General features: G+C 67.8%; 14 protein-coding genes. 5 read left to right on the top strand and 9 right to left on the bottom strand.

Annotated features, from left to right (window positions below):
• Positions 1-16: 16 nt before the first annotated feature.
• Complete coding sequence (locus tag ACSFBF_RS20185; RefSeq protein WP_435470013.1) at positions 17-517, top strand: GNAT family N-acetyltransferase; 501 nt, start codon at positions 17-19, stop codon at positions 515-517.
• A 21-nt stretch (positions 518-538) separates the two neighbouring features.
• Here ACSFBF_RS20185 and ACSFBF_RS20180 read toward each other — a convergent pair whose 3' ends face one another.
• From ACSFBF_RS20180 to ACSFBF_RS20165, 4 genes are all read right to left on the bottom strand, one after another.
• On the bottom strand, positions 539-1,699 hold the full coding sequence (locus ACSFBF_RS20180; protein ID WP_435470011.1) for an ABC transporter substrate-binding protein: 1,161 nt from the start codon (positions 1,697-1,699) through the stop codon (positions 539-541).
• Positions 1,700-1,794: 95 nt separating this feature from the next.
• The gene (locus ACSFBF_RS20175; RefSeq protein ID WP_435470073.1) at positions 1,795-3,108 is read right to left on the bottom strand and encodes a cytochrome-c peroxidase; all 1,314 of its coding nucleotides are present in this window, start codon (positions 3,106-3,108) and stop codon (positions 1,795-1,797) included.
• Positions 3,108-4,667: a metallophosphoesterase gene (locus ACSFBF_RS20170; protein WP_435470009.1), complete on the bottom strand. Its 1,560-nt coding sequence runs from the start codon at positions 4,665-4,667 to the stop codon at positions 3,108-3,110. Before ACSFBF_RS20170 ends, ACSFBF_RS20175 begins: the two co-directional genes overlap by 1 nt.
• Positions 4,668-4,784: 117 nt before the next feature.
• Positions 4,785-6,365 carry a phospholipase D family protein gene (locus ACSFBF_RS20165; protein WP_435470007.1) on the bottom strand — a complete coding sequence of 527 codons (1,581 nt, stop codon included), beginning with the start codon at positions 6,363-6,365 and terminating at the stop codon, positions 4,785-4,787.
• A gap of 72 nt (positions 6,366-6,437) precedes the next feature.
• On the opposite strand from ACSFBF_RS20165, the gene ACSFBF_RS20160 reads away from it, so the two are divergent.
• On the top strand, positions 6,438-7,667 hold the full coding sequence (locus tag ACSFBF_RS20160) for a nucleoside recognition domain-containing protein (protein WP_435470005.1): 1,230 nt from the start codon (positions 6,438-6,440) through the stop codon (positions 7,665-7,667).
• Between the two features lie 268 nt (positions 7,668-7,935).
• Here the strand turns inward: ACSFBF_RS20160 and ACSFBF_RS20155 are convergent, their stop codons facing one another.
• Positions 7,936-9,912 (bottom strand): alkyl/aryl-sulfatase, encoded by a 1,977-nt coding sequence (locus ACSFBF_RS20155; RefSeq protein WP_435470003.1) that lies wholly within the window; start codon positions 9,910-9,912, stop codon positions 7,936-7,938.
• Between the two features lie 73 nt (positions 9,913-9,985).
• Between ACSFBF_RS20155 and ACSFBF_RS20150 the strand changes: the two genes are divergently transcribed.
• Genes ACSFBF_RS20150 through ACSFBF_RS20140 form a run of 3 tightly spaced genes read left to right on the top strand, consistent with a single transcriptional unit; the run spans position 9,986 to position 11,948 of the window.
• On the top strand, positions 9,986-10,897 hold the full coding sequence (locus ACSFBF_RS20150; protein WP_435470001.1) for a LysR family transcriptional regulator: 912 nt from the start codon (positions 9,986-9,988) through the stop codon (positions 10,895-10,897).
• 41 nt (positions 10,898-10,938) lie between these two features.
• Entirely contained in the window at positions 10,939-11,448 is a 510-nt protein-coding gene (locus tag ACSFBF_RS20145) for a flavin reductase family protein (RefSeq protein WP_258351935.1), read from the top strand.
• Complete coding sequence (locus ACSFBF_RS20140; protein ID WP_435470071.1) at positions 11,448-11,948, top strand: BON domain-containing protein; 501 nt, start codon at positions 11,448-11,450, stop codon at positions 11,946-11,948. Before ACSFBF_RS20145 ends, ACSFBF_RS20140 begins: the two co-directional genes overlap by 1 nt.
• Before the next feature lie 14 nt (positions 11,949-11,962).
• Here ACSFBF_RS20140 and ACSFBF_RS20135 read toward each other — a convergent pair whose 3' ends face one another.
• Genes ACSFBF_RS20135 through ACSFBF_RS20120 form a run of 4 tightly spaced genes read right to left on the bottom strand, consistent with a single transcriptional unit; the run spans position 11,963 to position 15,649 of the window.
• A complete protein-coding gene (locus ACSFBF_RS20135; protein WP_435469999.1) occupies positions 11,963-12,772 on the bottom strand; it encodes an ABC transporter permease in 810 nt (269 codons plus the stop codon).
• A gap of 11 nt (positions 12,773-12,783) precedes the next feature.
• Positions 12,784-13,557 carry an ABC transporter ATP-binding protein gene (locus ACSFBF_RS20130; protein ID WP_435469997.1) on the bottom strand — a complete coding sequence of 258 codons (774 nt, stop codon included), beginning with the start codon at positions 13,555-13,557 and terminating at the stop codon, positions 12,784-12,786.
• Positions 13,554-14,525: an ABC transporter substrate-binding protein gene (locus ACSFBF_RS20125; RefSeq protein ID WP_435469995.1), complete on the bottom strand. Its 972-nt coding sequence runs from the start codon at positions 14,523-14,525 to the stop codon at positions 13,554-13,556. The genes ACSFBF_RS20130 and ACSFBF_RS20125 overlap by 4 nt, the downstream gene beginning before the upstream one ends.
• Positions 14,522-15,649 (bottom strand): aryl-sulfate sulfotransferase, encoded by a 1,128-nt coding sequence (locus ACSFBF_RS20120; protein WP_435469993.1) that lies wholly within the window; start codon positions 15,647-15,649, stop codon positions 14,522-14,524. Before ACSFBF_RS20120 ends, ACSFBF_RS20125 begins: the two co-directional genes overlap by 4 nt.
• Between the last annotated feature and the right edge of the window lie 8 nt (positions 15,650-15,657).

Genomic DNA, 15,657 nt, shown 5'->3' with positions numbered 1-15,657 from the left:
GGGCTAGGATGCCGCCATGACCGACACCCCTTCAGACATCGGCACGGCAACAGCAGCGGACCTCGAAGGCATCCTGTCGCTGCAGGCGGCCAACCAGACGGCACGCGGCGGCATGCTGTCGGCCGAACTCCCACGCGACCGCATCGAGGCCATGATGCGCGAGATGCCGCTGGTCGTTGCAAGGCGCGGGGGCCGCGTCTGCGGCTTCCTGATGGCCACCACGCGCACGATGAATGCCGAACTGCCCGTGGTCCGAGCGATGTTCGCGGCCTACCCGGGCTCGGCGGACGCGTATGTTTACGGCCCGATCTGCGTGGACCCCGCGGAACGCGGACAAGGCCTCGCCGCAGCGATGTTCGCTGAGTTGCGGCGCCTTCAGCCGGGCCGTGAAGGCGTGCTCTTCATCCGCAGCGACAACGAAGCGTCCCTTCGCGCGCACCGGCGGATGGGAATGCGGGAAGTCGCCAGATTCGAGCTGAGTGGCGCTGCCTTCGACGTCTTCTCGTACGTCGGGTAGCCAGGCGCCCTCACGCCTGCATCAGCTCAGCATCTGGCCGCGGCTGCCGATAACGGCCACGTCCACGAACTGCCCGCCTTCGCGGTTCGTGCGCCCGTAGTTGATCTTCACCCCACCCAGGTCGAAGTTCTCGATGCTCGCCAGCCCCGACATCACCGACGCACGGGTAAGCGAACCACCGGCACGGCGCATGCCCTCGGCCAGCACGGCGGCATTCAGGTAGCCCTCCAGGCTCGTGAGCGAGAAGTCCTTGACGCCGTTGGCCACCATATCGGCCTGATAGCGGCGCACGATCTCGAACTTGGTCGAGTACGGCGACGGCACCACGATCACGAAGCCCAGGCCCTTTGCCAGATCGCCCATGGCCGACAGGGCGCTGGCTGTGATCGACAGGCCATAGGCCGAGCTGCTGTTGCCCGCCTCGCGCAGCGCCTTCAAAAACACCGGCGCGGTGCCGGCCAGCCCGACCACCACCACCTGCGGCTTGGCCTTGGCGATGGCTTCGGCGGCGGGGCCCACTTCCATGCTGGTGGTGTTGGGCGTGGTCGCGATCACCGCCGGCTCCAGCTTGGCCTTGGCCAGCGCGTTCTTGAAGGCCGCCAGCACCGACTGCCCCAGCGGGTCGTTCGAATGCACGAGGCCGATCCGGCTCTGGCCGAGCACGGCAGCGGTGCTCACGAGCTTGTCGACTTCCTGGTCGTAGTTGGCGCGCACCCAGAAGGTGTTGGGCGAAGCCTTCTTGCGCAGCGCGATCGTGCCGGTGATCGGGCCGACCACGGCCATGCCGGGCACCGCGTCCATCACCTCGGCCGTCTGGCGCGTGCCCAGCGGATGCAACAGCGCGAGCACGGAGCTGTCTTTCTCGAAGGCCAGCGCGTTGGCCTTGGCCACGTCGGGCTTGAAGGTGTCGTCGGCCATCACGAGCTCGACCTTGGTGCCGTTGATGCCGCCCGCCTTATTCAGCGCATTGAAGAACGCGCTCGAGCCCTGGAACAGCCCCTGCCCGTTGGCCTTCTCGACGCTGCTGTTGTCGAAGGTGGTGCCGATGCGCAGCGGCCGGTTCTGCGCGAGCGCCGGGAACCCGAGGCCCGCAGCGGCGGTTGCTGCGGCCAGCCCGGTCAGCGCACGCCGACGGCTGGTGGAAAGCGGCGCAATCGATTCGCGCGGCACGGGAACGGTCATGGTCGAAGTCTCCAGGGAAGCAATGTCAGTGACAAAAGTTCACATTTCTTCCAAGAATGTAACGCACCCATCACTCCGAGAAGTGACGGGGACAGCTACTTCGTCACCGGTTTCGGCATGGCCGCCACATAGCGCGCGTCGGTCAGGGTGCCCAGGAAGGCGCTGATCTCGTCGATCTCCTCGTCGGTCAGCGCCGGGGTGTTGCCAGGGCGCCGGTTCATCGGCGTGGAGTTGACGTTGATGTTGCCGCGATAGGCCACCGGCACGTCGTCAAAGGTCGGCTTGCCGTGGTACCACTTCGCGGGATCGGTCGAGCGCGTGGCGTAGAACGCGACGGCATCGCGCAGCGTGGTGAACACGCCGTTGTGCATGAAGCTCTGGCGCACCGCCACATTCCGCAGCCCCGCCGTGCGGAAGTAGCCGCACCACTGGTTGGGCTCCGGCCAACGCAGTTGTGCGGCGGTGCGGCACAGGCCGTTGTCGAAGCGGCGCGGATTGCGGTTGGCGGGCAGCAACAGGTTGCGCGGCACGGCGATGGCGTCGTAGCCGAAGTCGGTGAACAGCGAGCGCTCGGGCCGGCTCGCGGTGTCGGACAGCGTATGGCACGACATGCAGTTGCCCTTGTCCGGGTTCTTGAACAGCGCGAGGCCGCGCGTCTCCTGTGGGCTCAGCGGCGTGCGATGGCGCAGGTAGTCGTCGAAGCGCGAACTGAAGGGCGCCATCTCGTCGCTTTGCAGGTAAGCCTGCAGCGCCTGGCCGATGCCTTTGACCGCCTGCTCCGGATCACGCAGCACCCGGGGCCCGAAGGCCAGCGACATCGCCGGCGCGAGGTCGGTGCCGCGCAGTTTGCGCAGCAGGCTCTGCGGCGAGGTGTTGTTCATCTCGTCAGCGTCGAACAGCGGGCCGCGCACCTGCTCGGCCAGCGTGTCGGCGCGGCCGTCGGCGAACAGGCCGCCGAACGGCGAGGCGAAAGGCGCGTCGTCGTCCTGGTAGAAGTGCCGCCGCGGCACGTAGCGCACATACAGCAGCGACGGCGCGGTGCGCGCGCTGAAGCGGCCGGGGCGGCTGCCCTGCGGCGTGCGCGGCCCGGCCAGCGAAGCCGCATTCAGCGTCGAGGTGAAGGCGCGCAGCGGATCGTGGCAACTGGCGCACGAGGTGCCCTGCGGCTGCGACAGCCGCGTGTCGAAGAAGATGCGCTTGCCCAGCGCAGCCAGCGCAGCCAGCGCCGGGTCGGGCCGGAAGGTGGCCGCAGTGGGGTCGACGCGCGCGGCGATCTTCGGCGTGGCGCCGATGCGCTCGATCACCACGCTCGACGGGCCGCCGGGGTTGATCTGCGCCGTGCCGGAGGCGGCGCCCGCGATGCCGCTCATCCACCCGAGGCAGATGGCCGCCAGCGCCAGGCCCCGCATCACGGCGTCAGGAAGCCGGTCTTGTCGCAAGCCAGTGTCCGGCCGGTCTGCGCGCAAGTGGCGAGCAGCTTGCCGGCCACCGTGTAGGCCTTGAAGGTCCAGCCCACGTCGGGCGCGGCCTTGCGCTCCATCAGCATGAAGCCGAAGCTGCTGTGGTGCGTGATGCGGTCGACCGTCACGTCCGGCGCGGGCGTGGTGCCAGCCGGCAGCGGGTCGGGCAGGGCCACGTCGAGGTTGTCGCCGCCGTTGCCCGTCACCAGGGTGGCGGGATGGTCGGTGGCGAAGTTCAGCGCCTGGAAGTCATGCACGTGGCCGTGCAGGGCAATGTGCACGCCGCTGGGGTAGTAGGCCTTGGGGTTGAGGTTGTTCATCACCGACTGCAGCGCGAGGTTGCCCGATGCAGGGGTCGAGCCCGCGATCGGCGCGAACGCCAGGATCGGGTGGTGGTTGGTGAACATCGTGGTCGTGATGCCGGGCTTGGCGGCCAGCGTCGCGACGGTCTGGAACTGCTTCTGGTAAGCGATGAATTGCGGATCGTCCGTCTTCAGCGCCACCTTGCCGGCCTTGGCCGAGTCGAACACGATGACCTGCGAGCCGGTGCCCAGCTGCACCGCATACGGCTCGGCGTAGTTGCCGCTACTGTCGTTGGCCGGGTCGTTGCACGAGCGCTTGTCGGCATACGGGCGCGGGTCGAGAAAGCGGGCCCAGCCCTGGCCGCCGCGCGCGCATTCCTCGTGGTTGCCGCGCACCAGGATCCACGGCGCCTTGGCGAGCAGCGGCGCGGCGGGCTTGAAGAAGTCGGCCTGCCAGGTGTCCCAGCCGTAGCCCCAAGGGCTGCCCTTGCAGCCGGCGATGTCGTCGGGGCAGGCGTTCTCGCGGTAGTGGTAGTCGCCAATGTGCAGCACCAGGTCGGGGTTGAAGCCCGCGCCGGTGGCGGCAATCGGCGCAAACGGCCACACGGTGCTGTCGTTGCACGGCTGGTAGGCGTTGTCGGCCTTCTTCATGCGGCAGCCGGTGTCGGCCAGCACAAGCACGCGCTGCGGCTCGGCCTTGGGCAGCGGCAGCGTGCGGCTGCCGACGGCGGCCTGCTTCGCGTCGGCGGGCAGCGTGGTTTCGCAGGCCGACACGGGAAAGTCGGAAGGTTTCGAATCGGCCGGGTCGCTGGCCGTGGTGCGCAGCGCCATCGTGCCGGCACCGATGCGCAGGGTCATGCGCACCGCTTTGCCGTCCACCGTGATCTGCGGGCACACGGCGTTGGCGTCGGCCGCCGTGGCGGAGGCTGATGCTGTGTAGCTGGTGATGGCGCGCGCGATTGCCGTGTTGTTGTCGCCGATCTCGACCCAGGCGGCCTGCAGGTTGGCGTCGGCCGTGGCGGCGTCGGGCTGCGGAGCGGGTGCCGGAGCGGGTGCCGGGGCTGCGGGCGGCCCGAGGACGATCGGCTGGCTATTGCCGCCGCCGTTGCAGCCTTGCAGCAGGATGGCGGTGCACGCCAAGCCGGCCAGCCAGCGCAGGTCGGGCATGGCTCGTGGCGCGGGAGCCACGGTGAGTGTGGTGCGCATCTTGGAATCCCTCTGATTGTTGTGTGCGGGACGCCGCAATCTAGAGGGGCCGTGTGCAAGCCGTATTACACGGTTGCATGCACGCCGGAGCGCGTGCAGCAGGCAAGGCAGCGGCTGCTACAGCAGCTCTTCGCCCACGATGGGCAGCAGCAGCCAGTTCTTGAAGCGCAGCCAGAGAAATTCGCCAGGCTCGTCCTCGTGGACGATGTCGCCGCCGGCATCGTCGTACTCCAGCCATTGCACGCGCCGGCCGTTGGGGCCGAGCCGCAGCCGGTAGCCGAGGTTCACGCGCTCGCCCGACATGAGCTTGTTGTAGTCCTGCACCAGCTCGGGGCTGTCGATGACAAGGCCGACCTCGGTGTTGACGGCGGCCGAGCGGTGGTCGAGGTTCATCGAGCCGACGAAGAAGCGCTCGTTGTCGACGATGGCCAGCTTGGCATGCAGCCGGCTGATCGACTTGCCGAAGTCGCCGAAGCGGCCCGAGCTGCCGCTGAGCGTGGGTGCGATCTCGAAGATGGTGACGCCGATCTTCAGCATGTCGGCGCGGTAGCGCTCGTAGCCCGCGTAGGCAAGCGGCTCGTCGGTTGCGCCCAGCGAATTGGTCACGACCGTGATGCGCCCGCCCTTGGCAATGCAAGCCCGCATCTCCTCCATGCCCTTGGGGCCCGGAATGAAGTACGGCGAGGCAATGACGACCTCGCGCCGCGTAGCGTTGATCACGCTGAGCGCGCCTTCGGTCACGCTGCCGATGTAGGCCTCGTCGGCCTTGCGCGTGATCTTGTCGGGGTCGTCGATGAACAGCGTGGCCGGCGCCCAATAACGGTCGAGCTTGCCGGTAATGAGCTGCTCGCCCACGGGCGATTTGTTGAGCACGTCGCGCGGGCGAATGGGCACGTCGGGCACGGCCGTGCGCGCAATCTCGTCGAAGCGCCGCTGCGCCGCCTCGCGCGTCATGCCGCGCAGGGGCGCGATGCGCTCTATCGGCCATGCGTGCGAACTGTTCCAGTAGCGGTCGAAGCCTTCGGACATCTGCCGCACGATCGGGCCGCTCGAAATCACGTCCATGTCGATGAAGTTCGCGGCCGTGCTGCGCATGAAGTACTCGTTGCCGATATTGCGCCCGCCAGACACGGCAAAACTGTTGTCGGCCAACAGCATCTTGTTGTGCATGCGGTGGTTGATGCGGCCGAAGTCGGTCAGCGACATGAGCAGCCGCGTGCCGAGCGAGCTGGCGCGCGAAGGCAGCGGGTTGAACAGCCGCACTTCCACGTTCGGAAAGGCCGCGAGCGTGCCGAACAGCTCGTCCTCGCCGCCGGTGTAGAGGTCGTCCACCAGCAGGCGAACCCGCACGCCACGCGCCGCGGCTTCGCGCAATTCGCGCAAAAACAGCAGGCCGATGTCGTCGCGCTGCACCAGGTAGTACTGCACGTCGAGCGACTTCTCGGCATGCCGCGCGAGCGAGATGCGGGCATCGAACGCAAACGCCGCCTCCGGCAGCAGCCGGAAGCCCGACAGCGCGGTGGAATCGCCCGGCGCGTCCTTGGCCGCCAGCTGCCCGAGTTCTGTCTGCGCCACGTCGGTGAACGCCGTGACGTTCGCCTTCGGCTCGGGCGGCGGCAGGCTGACGCAGCCGGTGAGCCATATGGCCGCCAAGACGCTCAGGCAGGCGGCGAAACGACGGACGATGAGAGCGCGCATGGCCCGAACTGTAGCTCGCGGCGGACCCGGATGGCGGCCCTATCATCGAAGCGAAACAAAAGGAAAAGAAGCGTGCTCAACGGCTTGTGGCTTGGTTTCTTCGGGGTGGCGGCGCTGGCGGCGCTGGGGCGGTGGCTCATCGGCGGCGACCCGACCGTGTTCGCGGCGCTGGTCGAGAGCCTGTTCGCAATGGCGCGGCTGGCGGTCGAGGTGATGGTGCTGCTGTTCGGCACGCTCACGCTGTGGCTGGGCTTCTTGCGCATCGCCGAAGCGGCGGGGCTTGTCGGCTGGCTCGCGCGGCTCCTGGGGCCGCTGTTCCGCAGGCTCATGCCGGGCGTGCCGGCGGGGCATCCGGCGCTCGGGCTCATCACCATGAACTTCGCGGCCAACGCGCTGGGGCTGGACAACGCCGCCACGCCCATCGGCTTGAAGGCGATGCGCGAGTTGCAGCGGCTGAACCCCGACCCGGTGACGGCCACCAACGCGCAGATCCTCTTCCTGGTACTTAATGCCTCGTCGCTGACCCTACTGCCAGTCACCATCTTCATGTACCGCGCGCAACAGGGCGCGGGCGACCCGACGCTGGTGTTCCTGCCGATCCTGCTGGCCACCAGTGCTTCCACGCTGATCGGGCTGCTCACGGTGGCAGTAGCGCAGCGCTTGCGGCTCTGGGACCCGGTGGTGCTGGCCTACCTGCTGCCGGGCGCGCTGCTGCTGGGCGGCTTCATGGCGCTACTGGGCACGCTGTCGGCGACGGCCATCGCCTCGCTGTCGTCGCTGCTGGGCAACCTCACGCTGTTCGGCGTGATCGTCGTGTTCCTGCTGGCCGGGGCAATCCGCCGCATCAAGGTGTACGAGTGTTTCATCGAAGGCGCGAAGGAAGGCTTCGACATCGCGAAGAACCTGCTGCCGTACCTCGTCGCGATGCTGTGCGCTGTCGGCGTGCTGCGTGCGTCTGGCGCACTCGACTTCGCGCTGGACGGCCTGCGCTGGCTGGTAAACGCGGGCGGCTTCGACACGCGCTTCGTCGACGCCATGCCCACCGCGCTCGTCAAGCCCTTCTCGGGCAGCGCGGCGCGCGCAATGCTGATCGAGACCATGAAGAGCCAGGGCGTCGACAGCTTCCCCGCACTGGTGGCTGCCACTATCCAGGGCAGCACTGAAACCACCTTCTACGTGCTGGCTGTGTACTTCGGGGCCGTTGGCATACAGCGCGCGCGACATGCGGTGGCGTGTGCGCTGCTGGCCGAGCTGGCAGGCGTGGTGGCGGCCATTGCGGTCTGCTACTGGTTCTTCGGCTAGGGCTTTGACTGTTCAGGGTGCGATCACGCCGACGGGGTACCTTGCTCCGCGAATGTCCTCCGGCCTGCGGCCTCCCCCTTTATTTCGCTGCGCAAGGCACCCCATCGGCGTGATCATTCAGAGCACTGGTTGATTGGCTGGCACGACAGCCGCGTCCATGTGCGAATGGCATCGGGTGCTCCCCGCAGCGAAATAAAGGAGAAGGCCGAAGGCCGGGGGACATTCGCGGAGGGGAGTACCCGGTGTCATTCGCACGCACACCGAACGCTCACTTCCGCGGCTCGACAACAGGAAACATCGGCTCAAAGGTGTCGAGCATCGACATCAACTCCGCCAGCTTTGTACGATCCCCATCGATCTTCACCTTGCCCGTCAGCACCGCCGCAGGAAAGCTAGTCTCCTTCAGCGTGACCGCATCGAGCGTAGCGCGGCTCAGCGTCACCGTGGCGTCGGCGCCCGGCTGCTGCCCCGCGATGTGCGTGAGCGCGGAGTTCTCCAGCGTCAGCACGAACTGCTGGTTCGAATCGGTGAAGTTCCAGTTGATGACCATCTTCTTGCCCTCGGCCTTGGCCGCATCGAGCCGCACGCCGAGGAAGTCGAAGAACAAGTCGTTGCTCACCGCCTTCAGCGTGTCGGCATTGGAGCTGTTGCCGCCCGGAATCTTCGGCACGCCGTTGCGCAGCTCCATCGCGCCCACAAGATACGCACTGCGCCAGGTGCCGGCCTCCGACTGATAGCCCAGCTGTTCGAGCGCATCGGCGCCCAGCTCGCGGGCCGCGCGGTTGGCGGGGTCGGCATACACGACTTGGCTCATCGCGCTGGCAACCCAGCGGAACTCGCCCTTCTTGAAGTCTTCACGCGCACGCGCCAGCACCGCATCCGCGCCGCCCATGTACTCGACCGTCTTCTTCGCAAAGGCCACCGGCGGCAACGGGTTCAGGTTGGCGGGGTTGGCGTCGTACCAGCCCAGGTACTTCTGGTACACGGCCTTGGCGTTGTGCCGCAGCGTGCCGTAGTAGCCGCGCGCGGACCATTCCTGCTCCAGGTTCGCGGGCATGCGCAGCGTTTCCGCAATGTCGGCCGCCGTGTAGCCCTGGTTGAGCAGGCGCAGCGACTGGTCGTTGATGAACTTGTACATGTCGCGCTGCTTCTTCAGCAGGTCGACGATGCGCTCGCCCCCGAAGGTGGGCCAGTGGTGCTGGGCGATAAGCACCTCGGCCTTGTCGCCGAAGGCCACGCGCGCCTCGTCGATGTACTTCGACCACAGGTTGCCGTCGCGCACCTCTGCGCCTCGGATGGTGTAGAGGTTGTGCATGTTGTGCGTCACGTCTTCCGCCATGTTCAGCACGCGGAACTGCGGCAGGTACATGATCATTTCCGACGGCGCCTCCGAGCCCGGCACGAGCTTGAAGACGAACTGCACGCCGTCGATGGTGCGCTCTTCGGTCGGCTTGTCGATGGTGGACGTGGGCGCGATCAGCGAGATGGTGCCGCGCGCCAGCGCCTTGCCCAGGCCCGTGTCGACCTGCCCGCGCGCGCCCGGCGGCAGCAGCGTGCCGAACTGGTACTGCGAGCGCCGGCTCATCGCATTGCCCGCGAGGATGTTCTCGGCCACGGCCGTTTCCATGAAGCCCGAGGGTGCGAGCACCTGCACCTTGCCGGCCTTCACGTCGGCCTCGTCGATCACGCCCTTCACGCCGCCGAAGTGGTCCGCATGGCCGTGCGTGTAGATCACCGTGCCCACCGGCTTGTGCGGGCGGTACTGGTAGTACAGCTCAAGCGCGGCGCGCGCGGTTTCGGCGGCCAGCAGCGGATCGATGACGATCAGCGAGCTGTCGCCTTCGACGATGGTCATGTTGGCGATGTCGAAGCCGCGCACCTGGTAGACGCGGTCGGTCACCTTGAACAGGCCATGGATCGCATTGAGCTGGGCCTGTCGCCACAGGCTCGGGTTGACTGTGTCGGCCGCTTCGCCCGCCTTCAGGAAGTCGTAGGGCTTCATGCTCCACACCGGGCGCGCGCCACTGCCGGGCACGAGTGCGTCGGGCACGGTGCCGACAAAGCCGTGCATCGCGTCCTCGAAGTCCTGCCGGTTGGCGAACGGCAGCGTCTTCGCCATGTCGGCGTTGGCCTGCAGCGTGGAAGACTCGGGCGCCTTGGGCGCGATCTGCGCGGAGATCGACGAGGCACCGAGCGCGCACGCCAGGGCAACGAGTGCAACGGAGAAAGAGGAAGAACGGGTCATCCAGCAATTCTGCGAAGCAGCAGAAGCATTGGCAAATGCAAAATATGCTCTCGCTTTTTAAATAAAACGCAAAATGCAGCTGCGCCAACTCCAGCACCTTGTTGCCCTTGCCGAGCAGGGCAGCTTCGGCCGCGCCGCGCAGGCCGTGCACCTGTCGCAGCCCGCGCTCTCGCGCAGCATCGACACCCTCGAAGACAACCTGCAGGCGCGCCTGATCGACCGCGCCTATGGCACCGTGCGCTTCACGCAGGCCGGCGAGCTCGTGCTCGCTCGCGCCCGCGAGCTGCTGGCCGATGCGCAGCAGATCCAGCGCGACGTGCTGCAGCTCGAAGGCCTCGCCATCGGCAGCCTCGCCGTGGGGCTCGGCCCTTTCGCCGCGAGCACGCTGGGGCGCATGGCCCTTTCGCTGATGACGCAGCGCCATCCGCAACTCCTGATGCGCATGGAAGTGGCCGACACCGCCACGCTCAGCGAGCGCCTGCACCGGCGCCAGCTCGACCTGTTCATCGCCGACACCCGCGACCTGAAGAAGCAGCCCGGCCTCAAGCTCGCGCGGCTGCCCGACCTGCCCGTCTCGTTCTTCGTGCAGCCGAAGCACCCGCTGCGCCGGCTGAAGCAGGTGACGCTGGAAAAAGCAATGCGCTATCCCGTGGCCGGCCCCAACCTACCCGCCGAAGTGGCCGCGTATTTCGACAGCCAGATCCAGAGCGACGACCGCGGCGTATTCAACGTCACCTGCGACGACGCCGGCACCCTGCGCCACCTGGCCCTGACCGCCAACGCGGTGATCCTCGCGCCCCACGCGCCGGCCCTGAACACCGACACCAACGCCCTCGTGCCACTGCCGGTGGTGGGCTTTGCCCGCATGCAGACGCACTACAGCCTGGTCACGCTCGCGGGCCGAACGCCCTCGGCCGCCGCCACCGTCTATACCCGTCTCGTGACGGAGTTGATGGGCCCGGTCAGGCAGCCCGCCGGGCGCTGAGCCAAAATGGCCCTCCTGCCGACCACCGCCCAGCCTCTTTCGTGACCACTCCCCGCCGGGCCCAGCCGCCCTCTTTCTCGACCGACGAGTTTCGTGAATCGCTCGGCATGTTCGCCACCGGCGTCACCGTGGTCACCGCGCGCGCGGCCGACGGCACGCTGGTCGGCCTCACTGCCAACTCGTTCAACTCGGTGTCGCTGGCGCCGCCGCTGGTGCTGTGGAGCCTGGCGCGCGCGGCCGGCTCGATGCCCGCGCTCAGCACCGGCTCGCACTACACGGTGAACATCCTGGCGGCCAACCAGAAGGCGCTGGCCGAACGCTTCGCCGCCAAGAACATCGACCGCTGGGCCGACGTGGCCTTCACCGAGGGCCTGGGCGGTGCGCCGGTGCTGGTGGGCGCGGCGGCCAGCTTCGAGTGCTTCAACCGCAGCCGCTATGACGAAGGCGACCACGTGATCTTCGTGGGCGAGGTGGAGCGCTGCACGCACGACGCGGGCGCCTCGCCGCTGCTGTTCCACGGCGGGCGCTTCTACACCGAACACCCGTTGTGATGCGCCGCCCTGCGCTGCTGTCGTCTGTCTTGTTGCTTGCCGCACAGACCGGCATGGCGCAGGAAGCGAACGGGCCGCTCAAGCAGAACTGGTTCGACGATCCGTTCTTCCAGGTGTCCGCGGGCCTGCCGGCCTGTGCCATGCCCGAGGGGCCGTTCTACACGGCCGAAGAGCGCCGCGTGCAGACCCATTCGCGGCTGGAGCGCGGCACCAGTTGCTGGCTGGCCGGCAAGTGCACCGACAGCAACGCCTACCGCTACGACAAGCCGCTCGCGCCCAAGGTGCGCGCCGCGCTGCTCGCGGTGCCGGGTGTGAACAAGGGCAGCGTGTGGGTCATGATCCAGCGCCGATGGGTGTACCTGCAGGGCTGTGTGCCGAACGCGGCAATGGCGAAGAAGCTGGAGCGCGCGGCGCGTGCATTGCCCGATGTCGAGACCGTCGTGCCCGACCTGATGGTGGGCACGCGCGGCAAGCCGCCCTACCCGGTGGCCGCCAAATAGGGCAAGCGCAGCGTTCAGTTCCCCAGTGCCGATTCGTGCCAGTGCCGCAGCAGCAGCCGTCCGATCGCGCTCACCACCAGGAAAAACAGAAAGCCCAGCAGCGTCGCCGCGATCACCTCGGCGAACAGCAGTGCGGTGTACATGCGCCCCTGCGCGAACACGATCTGCACGCCGAGCCCGCCTTCGGCATTGCCCGAGCCGATGATGAATTCGCCCACGATGGCGCCGATCACAGACAACCCCGCCGAGATACGCAGCCCCGCGAAGATGTGCGGCAGCGCGCCCGGCAGCCGCAGCTTCCAGAACGACACCAGCCCGCTCGCGCGATGCAGCGCGAACAGCTCCGCAAGATTGCGCGAGGTCGAGCGCAGGCCCAGCATCGTGTTGTTGATGATGGGGAAGAGCGACATGATGAAGCTCACGATCACCACCGACAGCTCGTTGTAGCCGAACCAGAGCACGATGAGCGGCGCGATCGCCACCACCGGCACGGTCTGCAGCAGCACCGCGTACGGATACAGGCTGCGCTCCAGAAGCCGCGACTGCGCCAGCACCGCCGCGCCCGCAATGCCGAGCACGATGGCCAGCGCATAGCCCAGCAGCGCCTCCTTCAGCGTGGAGAGCGTCGCGCCAGCGAGCACCGCGGCGTTCTCGGCCGTGGCCGCCGCCACTTCCTGCGGCGATGGCAGCAGGTAGCCCTTGCCCTGGTAGACGGTGGCGCTCAGCAGCCACCATAAGCCGATGGCAAGCAGCGCGACCACCAGCACTGGGGTTGCGTTGCGCGCAAAGGCCATGGCTGGAGAAGAAGAATCGGACCGGGTCATCGCCATTCCCCTCAGGCCAAGGCCTGCGCGTGATGCTGCGCACGCAGCACCGCCGTCACCTGCCCCGTGAGCGCCGCGAAGCCCGCGCTGGAACGCAGCTCGGGCGCACGCGGGAATTCGAAAGGCACGTCGATCACGTCCAGGATGCGTCCCGGCCGCGGCGACATCACCACCACCCGGTTCGACAGGTACACCGCCTCATGCACGTTGTGCGTCACCAGCACGCCGGTAAAGCCGGCCTGCCGCCACAGCGACGAAAGCTCTTCCTGCAGCACGTCGCGCGTGAGTTCGTCGACCGCCGCCAGCGGCTCGTCGAGCAGCAGCAGCCCCGGCCGCAACGCCAACGCGCGCGCCAGCGACAGCCGCATGCGCATGCCGCCCGAGAGCTGGTGCGGGTACGACTTCTCGAAGCCCGCGAGCCCCACCAGCTTCAGCGCCTCGGCCGCGCGCGCCCGGTAGCTCGCGGGTGCATGGCCTTCGAGCTCCATCAGCAGTTGCGCGTTGCGCTCCACGGTGCGCCAGGGCAGCAGCGCGGCTTCCTGGAACACGAAGGCGGTCTCGATGCCCTCGGGCCGCGTGCAGCGCCCGGTGCTCGGCGCGATGAGCCCCGCCATGATGCGCAGCAGCGTCGACTTGCCGCAGCCGGAGGGACCGACGATGGAGACGAACTCGCCGGGGCGCAGCGCCAGGTCGACCGTGTCCAGCGCCTGCAGCCCCTCGTCCTTGCACGTGTCGAAGCGCTTCGACACGCCCTCCAGCCCGACGGCCGCGCCCTCGCCGTTCATGGGTTGCAGCCCGGCACCAGCGTGCGGTCGTAGCCCTGCTTCGCGTCGAAGTTCGGCGGCAGGAAGTTCACGCTGCGCAGCTGGCCCGCGAGCTCGCTCCAGCGCGCGTCGGTCATGCAGCCGATGCGGCCCAGGTCGTGCGAGATCAGCGTCTCGATCATTTCCTTGTTGGCCGCGTCGTAGATCTCGGGCGTGATCTGCTTGTTCATGCCGGTGATCAGCGGCTTAAGCCCCGAGGGGTTGCGCACGTAGTTGGCCCAGCCCTTCTGCACCGCCGCGATGGTGGCCTTCACCAGCGCGGGGTTCTTGCGGATCATGTCGTCGGTGGTGAAGAGCACGTCGTACGGCCGGTAGCCCAGCGAAGCCAGCGTGACCTGCTGCACCTGCACGCCGGCCGCGGCCATGCGCGCGGGCAGGAAGAGCGAATAGCCCTGCTGCACCATCTTCGGGTCGTTGCGGAACAGGCTCAGGTCGCCGCTCACCGGGATCTCGCGTGTGCCCGCGAGCTTGTATTGCTTCTTCGTCCACTCCCAGTAGGCGTTGCCGATGTTCACCGCGAAGGTGCGGCCCTGCAGGTCGGCGATGGACTTCACGGCCGGGTCGGCGTGATAGACCAGCGTGTAGGGCACGTAGTCGAGGTGCGCGAACACCGCGCGCACCGGCGCGCCACGCAGGCGGGCCAGCAGCACGTCGTCGGCATTGCCGATGCCGAACTCGGCCTGGCCCGAGGCCACCTGCGGAATGGTCTGGATCTTCGGGCCGCCCTGCAGCACGCTGATCTCGATGCCGGCTTCCTTGCCGAGCTTGTCCTGCTGCGCCTGCCAGTAGCCGGCCTGGTCGGGCTGGGCGAACCAGTTGCTGAGGATGCGCACGGGCTTGGGCGCGTCGGCGGCCTGCGCGGAAAGAGGCAGCGCCGCCGCCAGCGCCAGCGCCAGTGGGATTGCAATGCGAAGGGCGGAAGAAATCATGATGCGGAAGCCTTGAGCCAGGGAAGTTGCGCCGCGGTGTAGCGGAAGGTCTGGAACACGCTGTTCTGCCGGCCGGGCACGTACTTGCGCGCGGCCTCGTCGGGGTATTCGGCGAACCAGGGAATCACGTATTCCCACACCACCTCGCCGGCCGGCGTGACCTCGAACAGGCGCCCCGTGGCCGACTCTGTGACGTGCGTGTTGCCGTTGGGCAGGCGCTGCGCGCTGCCCATGTAGGCGGTGTAGAACGCGTTGACCAGTTCGTCCGCGTACTGCCACACGACCTCGTTCGAGGTCGGGTCGATTTCGAGAACGCGCGAGAACGCCACATGCTTGCCGGTGCGGAAGTTGCCGTTGTCGAAAGCAAGAATGTGGCCGTTGGCCAGAGCGACCGGCGCGTGCTGGTGCGACAGCACCGATGGCGGAATGTGCAGCTTCACGCCGCCCGTGGCCTTGTCGACGCCGACGATGCCGGACGTTGTGCGCAGGCTCATCAGCACCAGCCCCTCGCGCGTTACGTCCAGGCCGTTCACCAGCGGCCAGTGGGTGCGGCCGAAGCCGGGGTGGATGGGGAAGTCTTCCGGCGCCAGATGCTCCCAGGCCTTCCATTCCCACACCAGCTTGCCGTCGCGGTCGACCTCACGGATCACGTCGCCGTACATCGCTTCATCGGGGCCGTGGGCGGTGCCACCCGGCACGCGTTCGGCAAAGCCGGCCGGCACCGGCGCGCAGCCGGCGTACAGCAGGTGGCCGTTGTCGAGCCAGCGGGCGTCGTGGTGGTGCGTCGGGTCTTCGAAGCGCCAGACGATCTCGCCCTCTGGCGTGGCCTCGTAGAAATCGCCGCCGTGCCACAGCGACCAGGCGCCGTAGATCTCGGGCGAGTTCGCGTGGTTGCCGTTGTAGCCGAGGTTGCCGTTCTTCAGGATCACCGCCGCGCGGCCCGGGCGCACCGGCATCTTCCACTGGTGCGCGACGCGGCCCTCGATGTCGATCAGGTAGACGTTGCCGTCGTCGGTCTGCGGCGCGATCAGGGTGTAGCCGCCGGCGCTCAGCGCCGGGTCGTGGGCGATCAGGCCGGTGCCGCGGCGGCGCTGGGTGATCTGGTCGACGGTGGTTGTGGTCACGGAACGAA

The sequence above is a fragment of the Variovorax nivicola genome, assembly GCF_051216475.1.
Taxonomy (GTDB): domain Bacteria; phylum Pseudomonadota; class Gammaproteobacteria; order Burkholderiales; family Burkholderiaceae_C; genus Variovorax.
The sequence above is the reverse complement of the archived record's forward strand: the minus strand, read 5'-3'. Positions and strand labels throughout refer to the sequence as shown.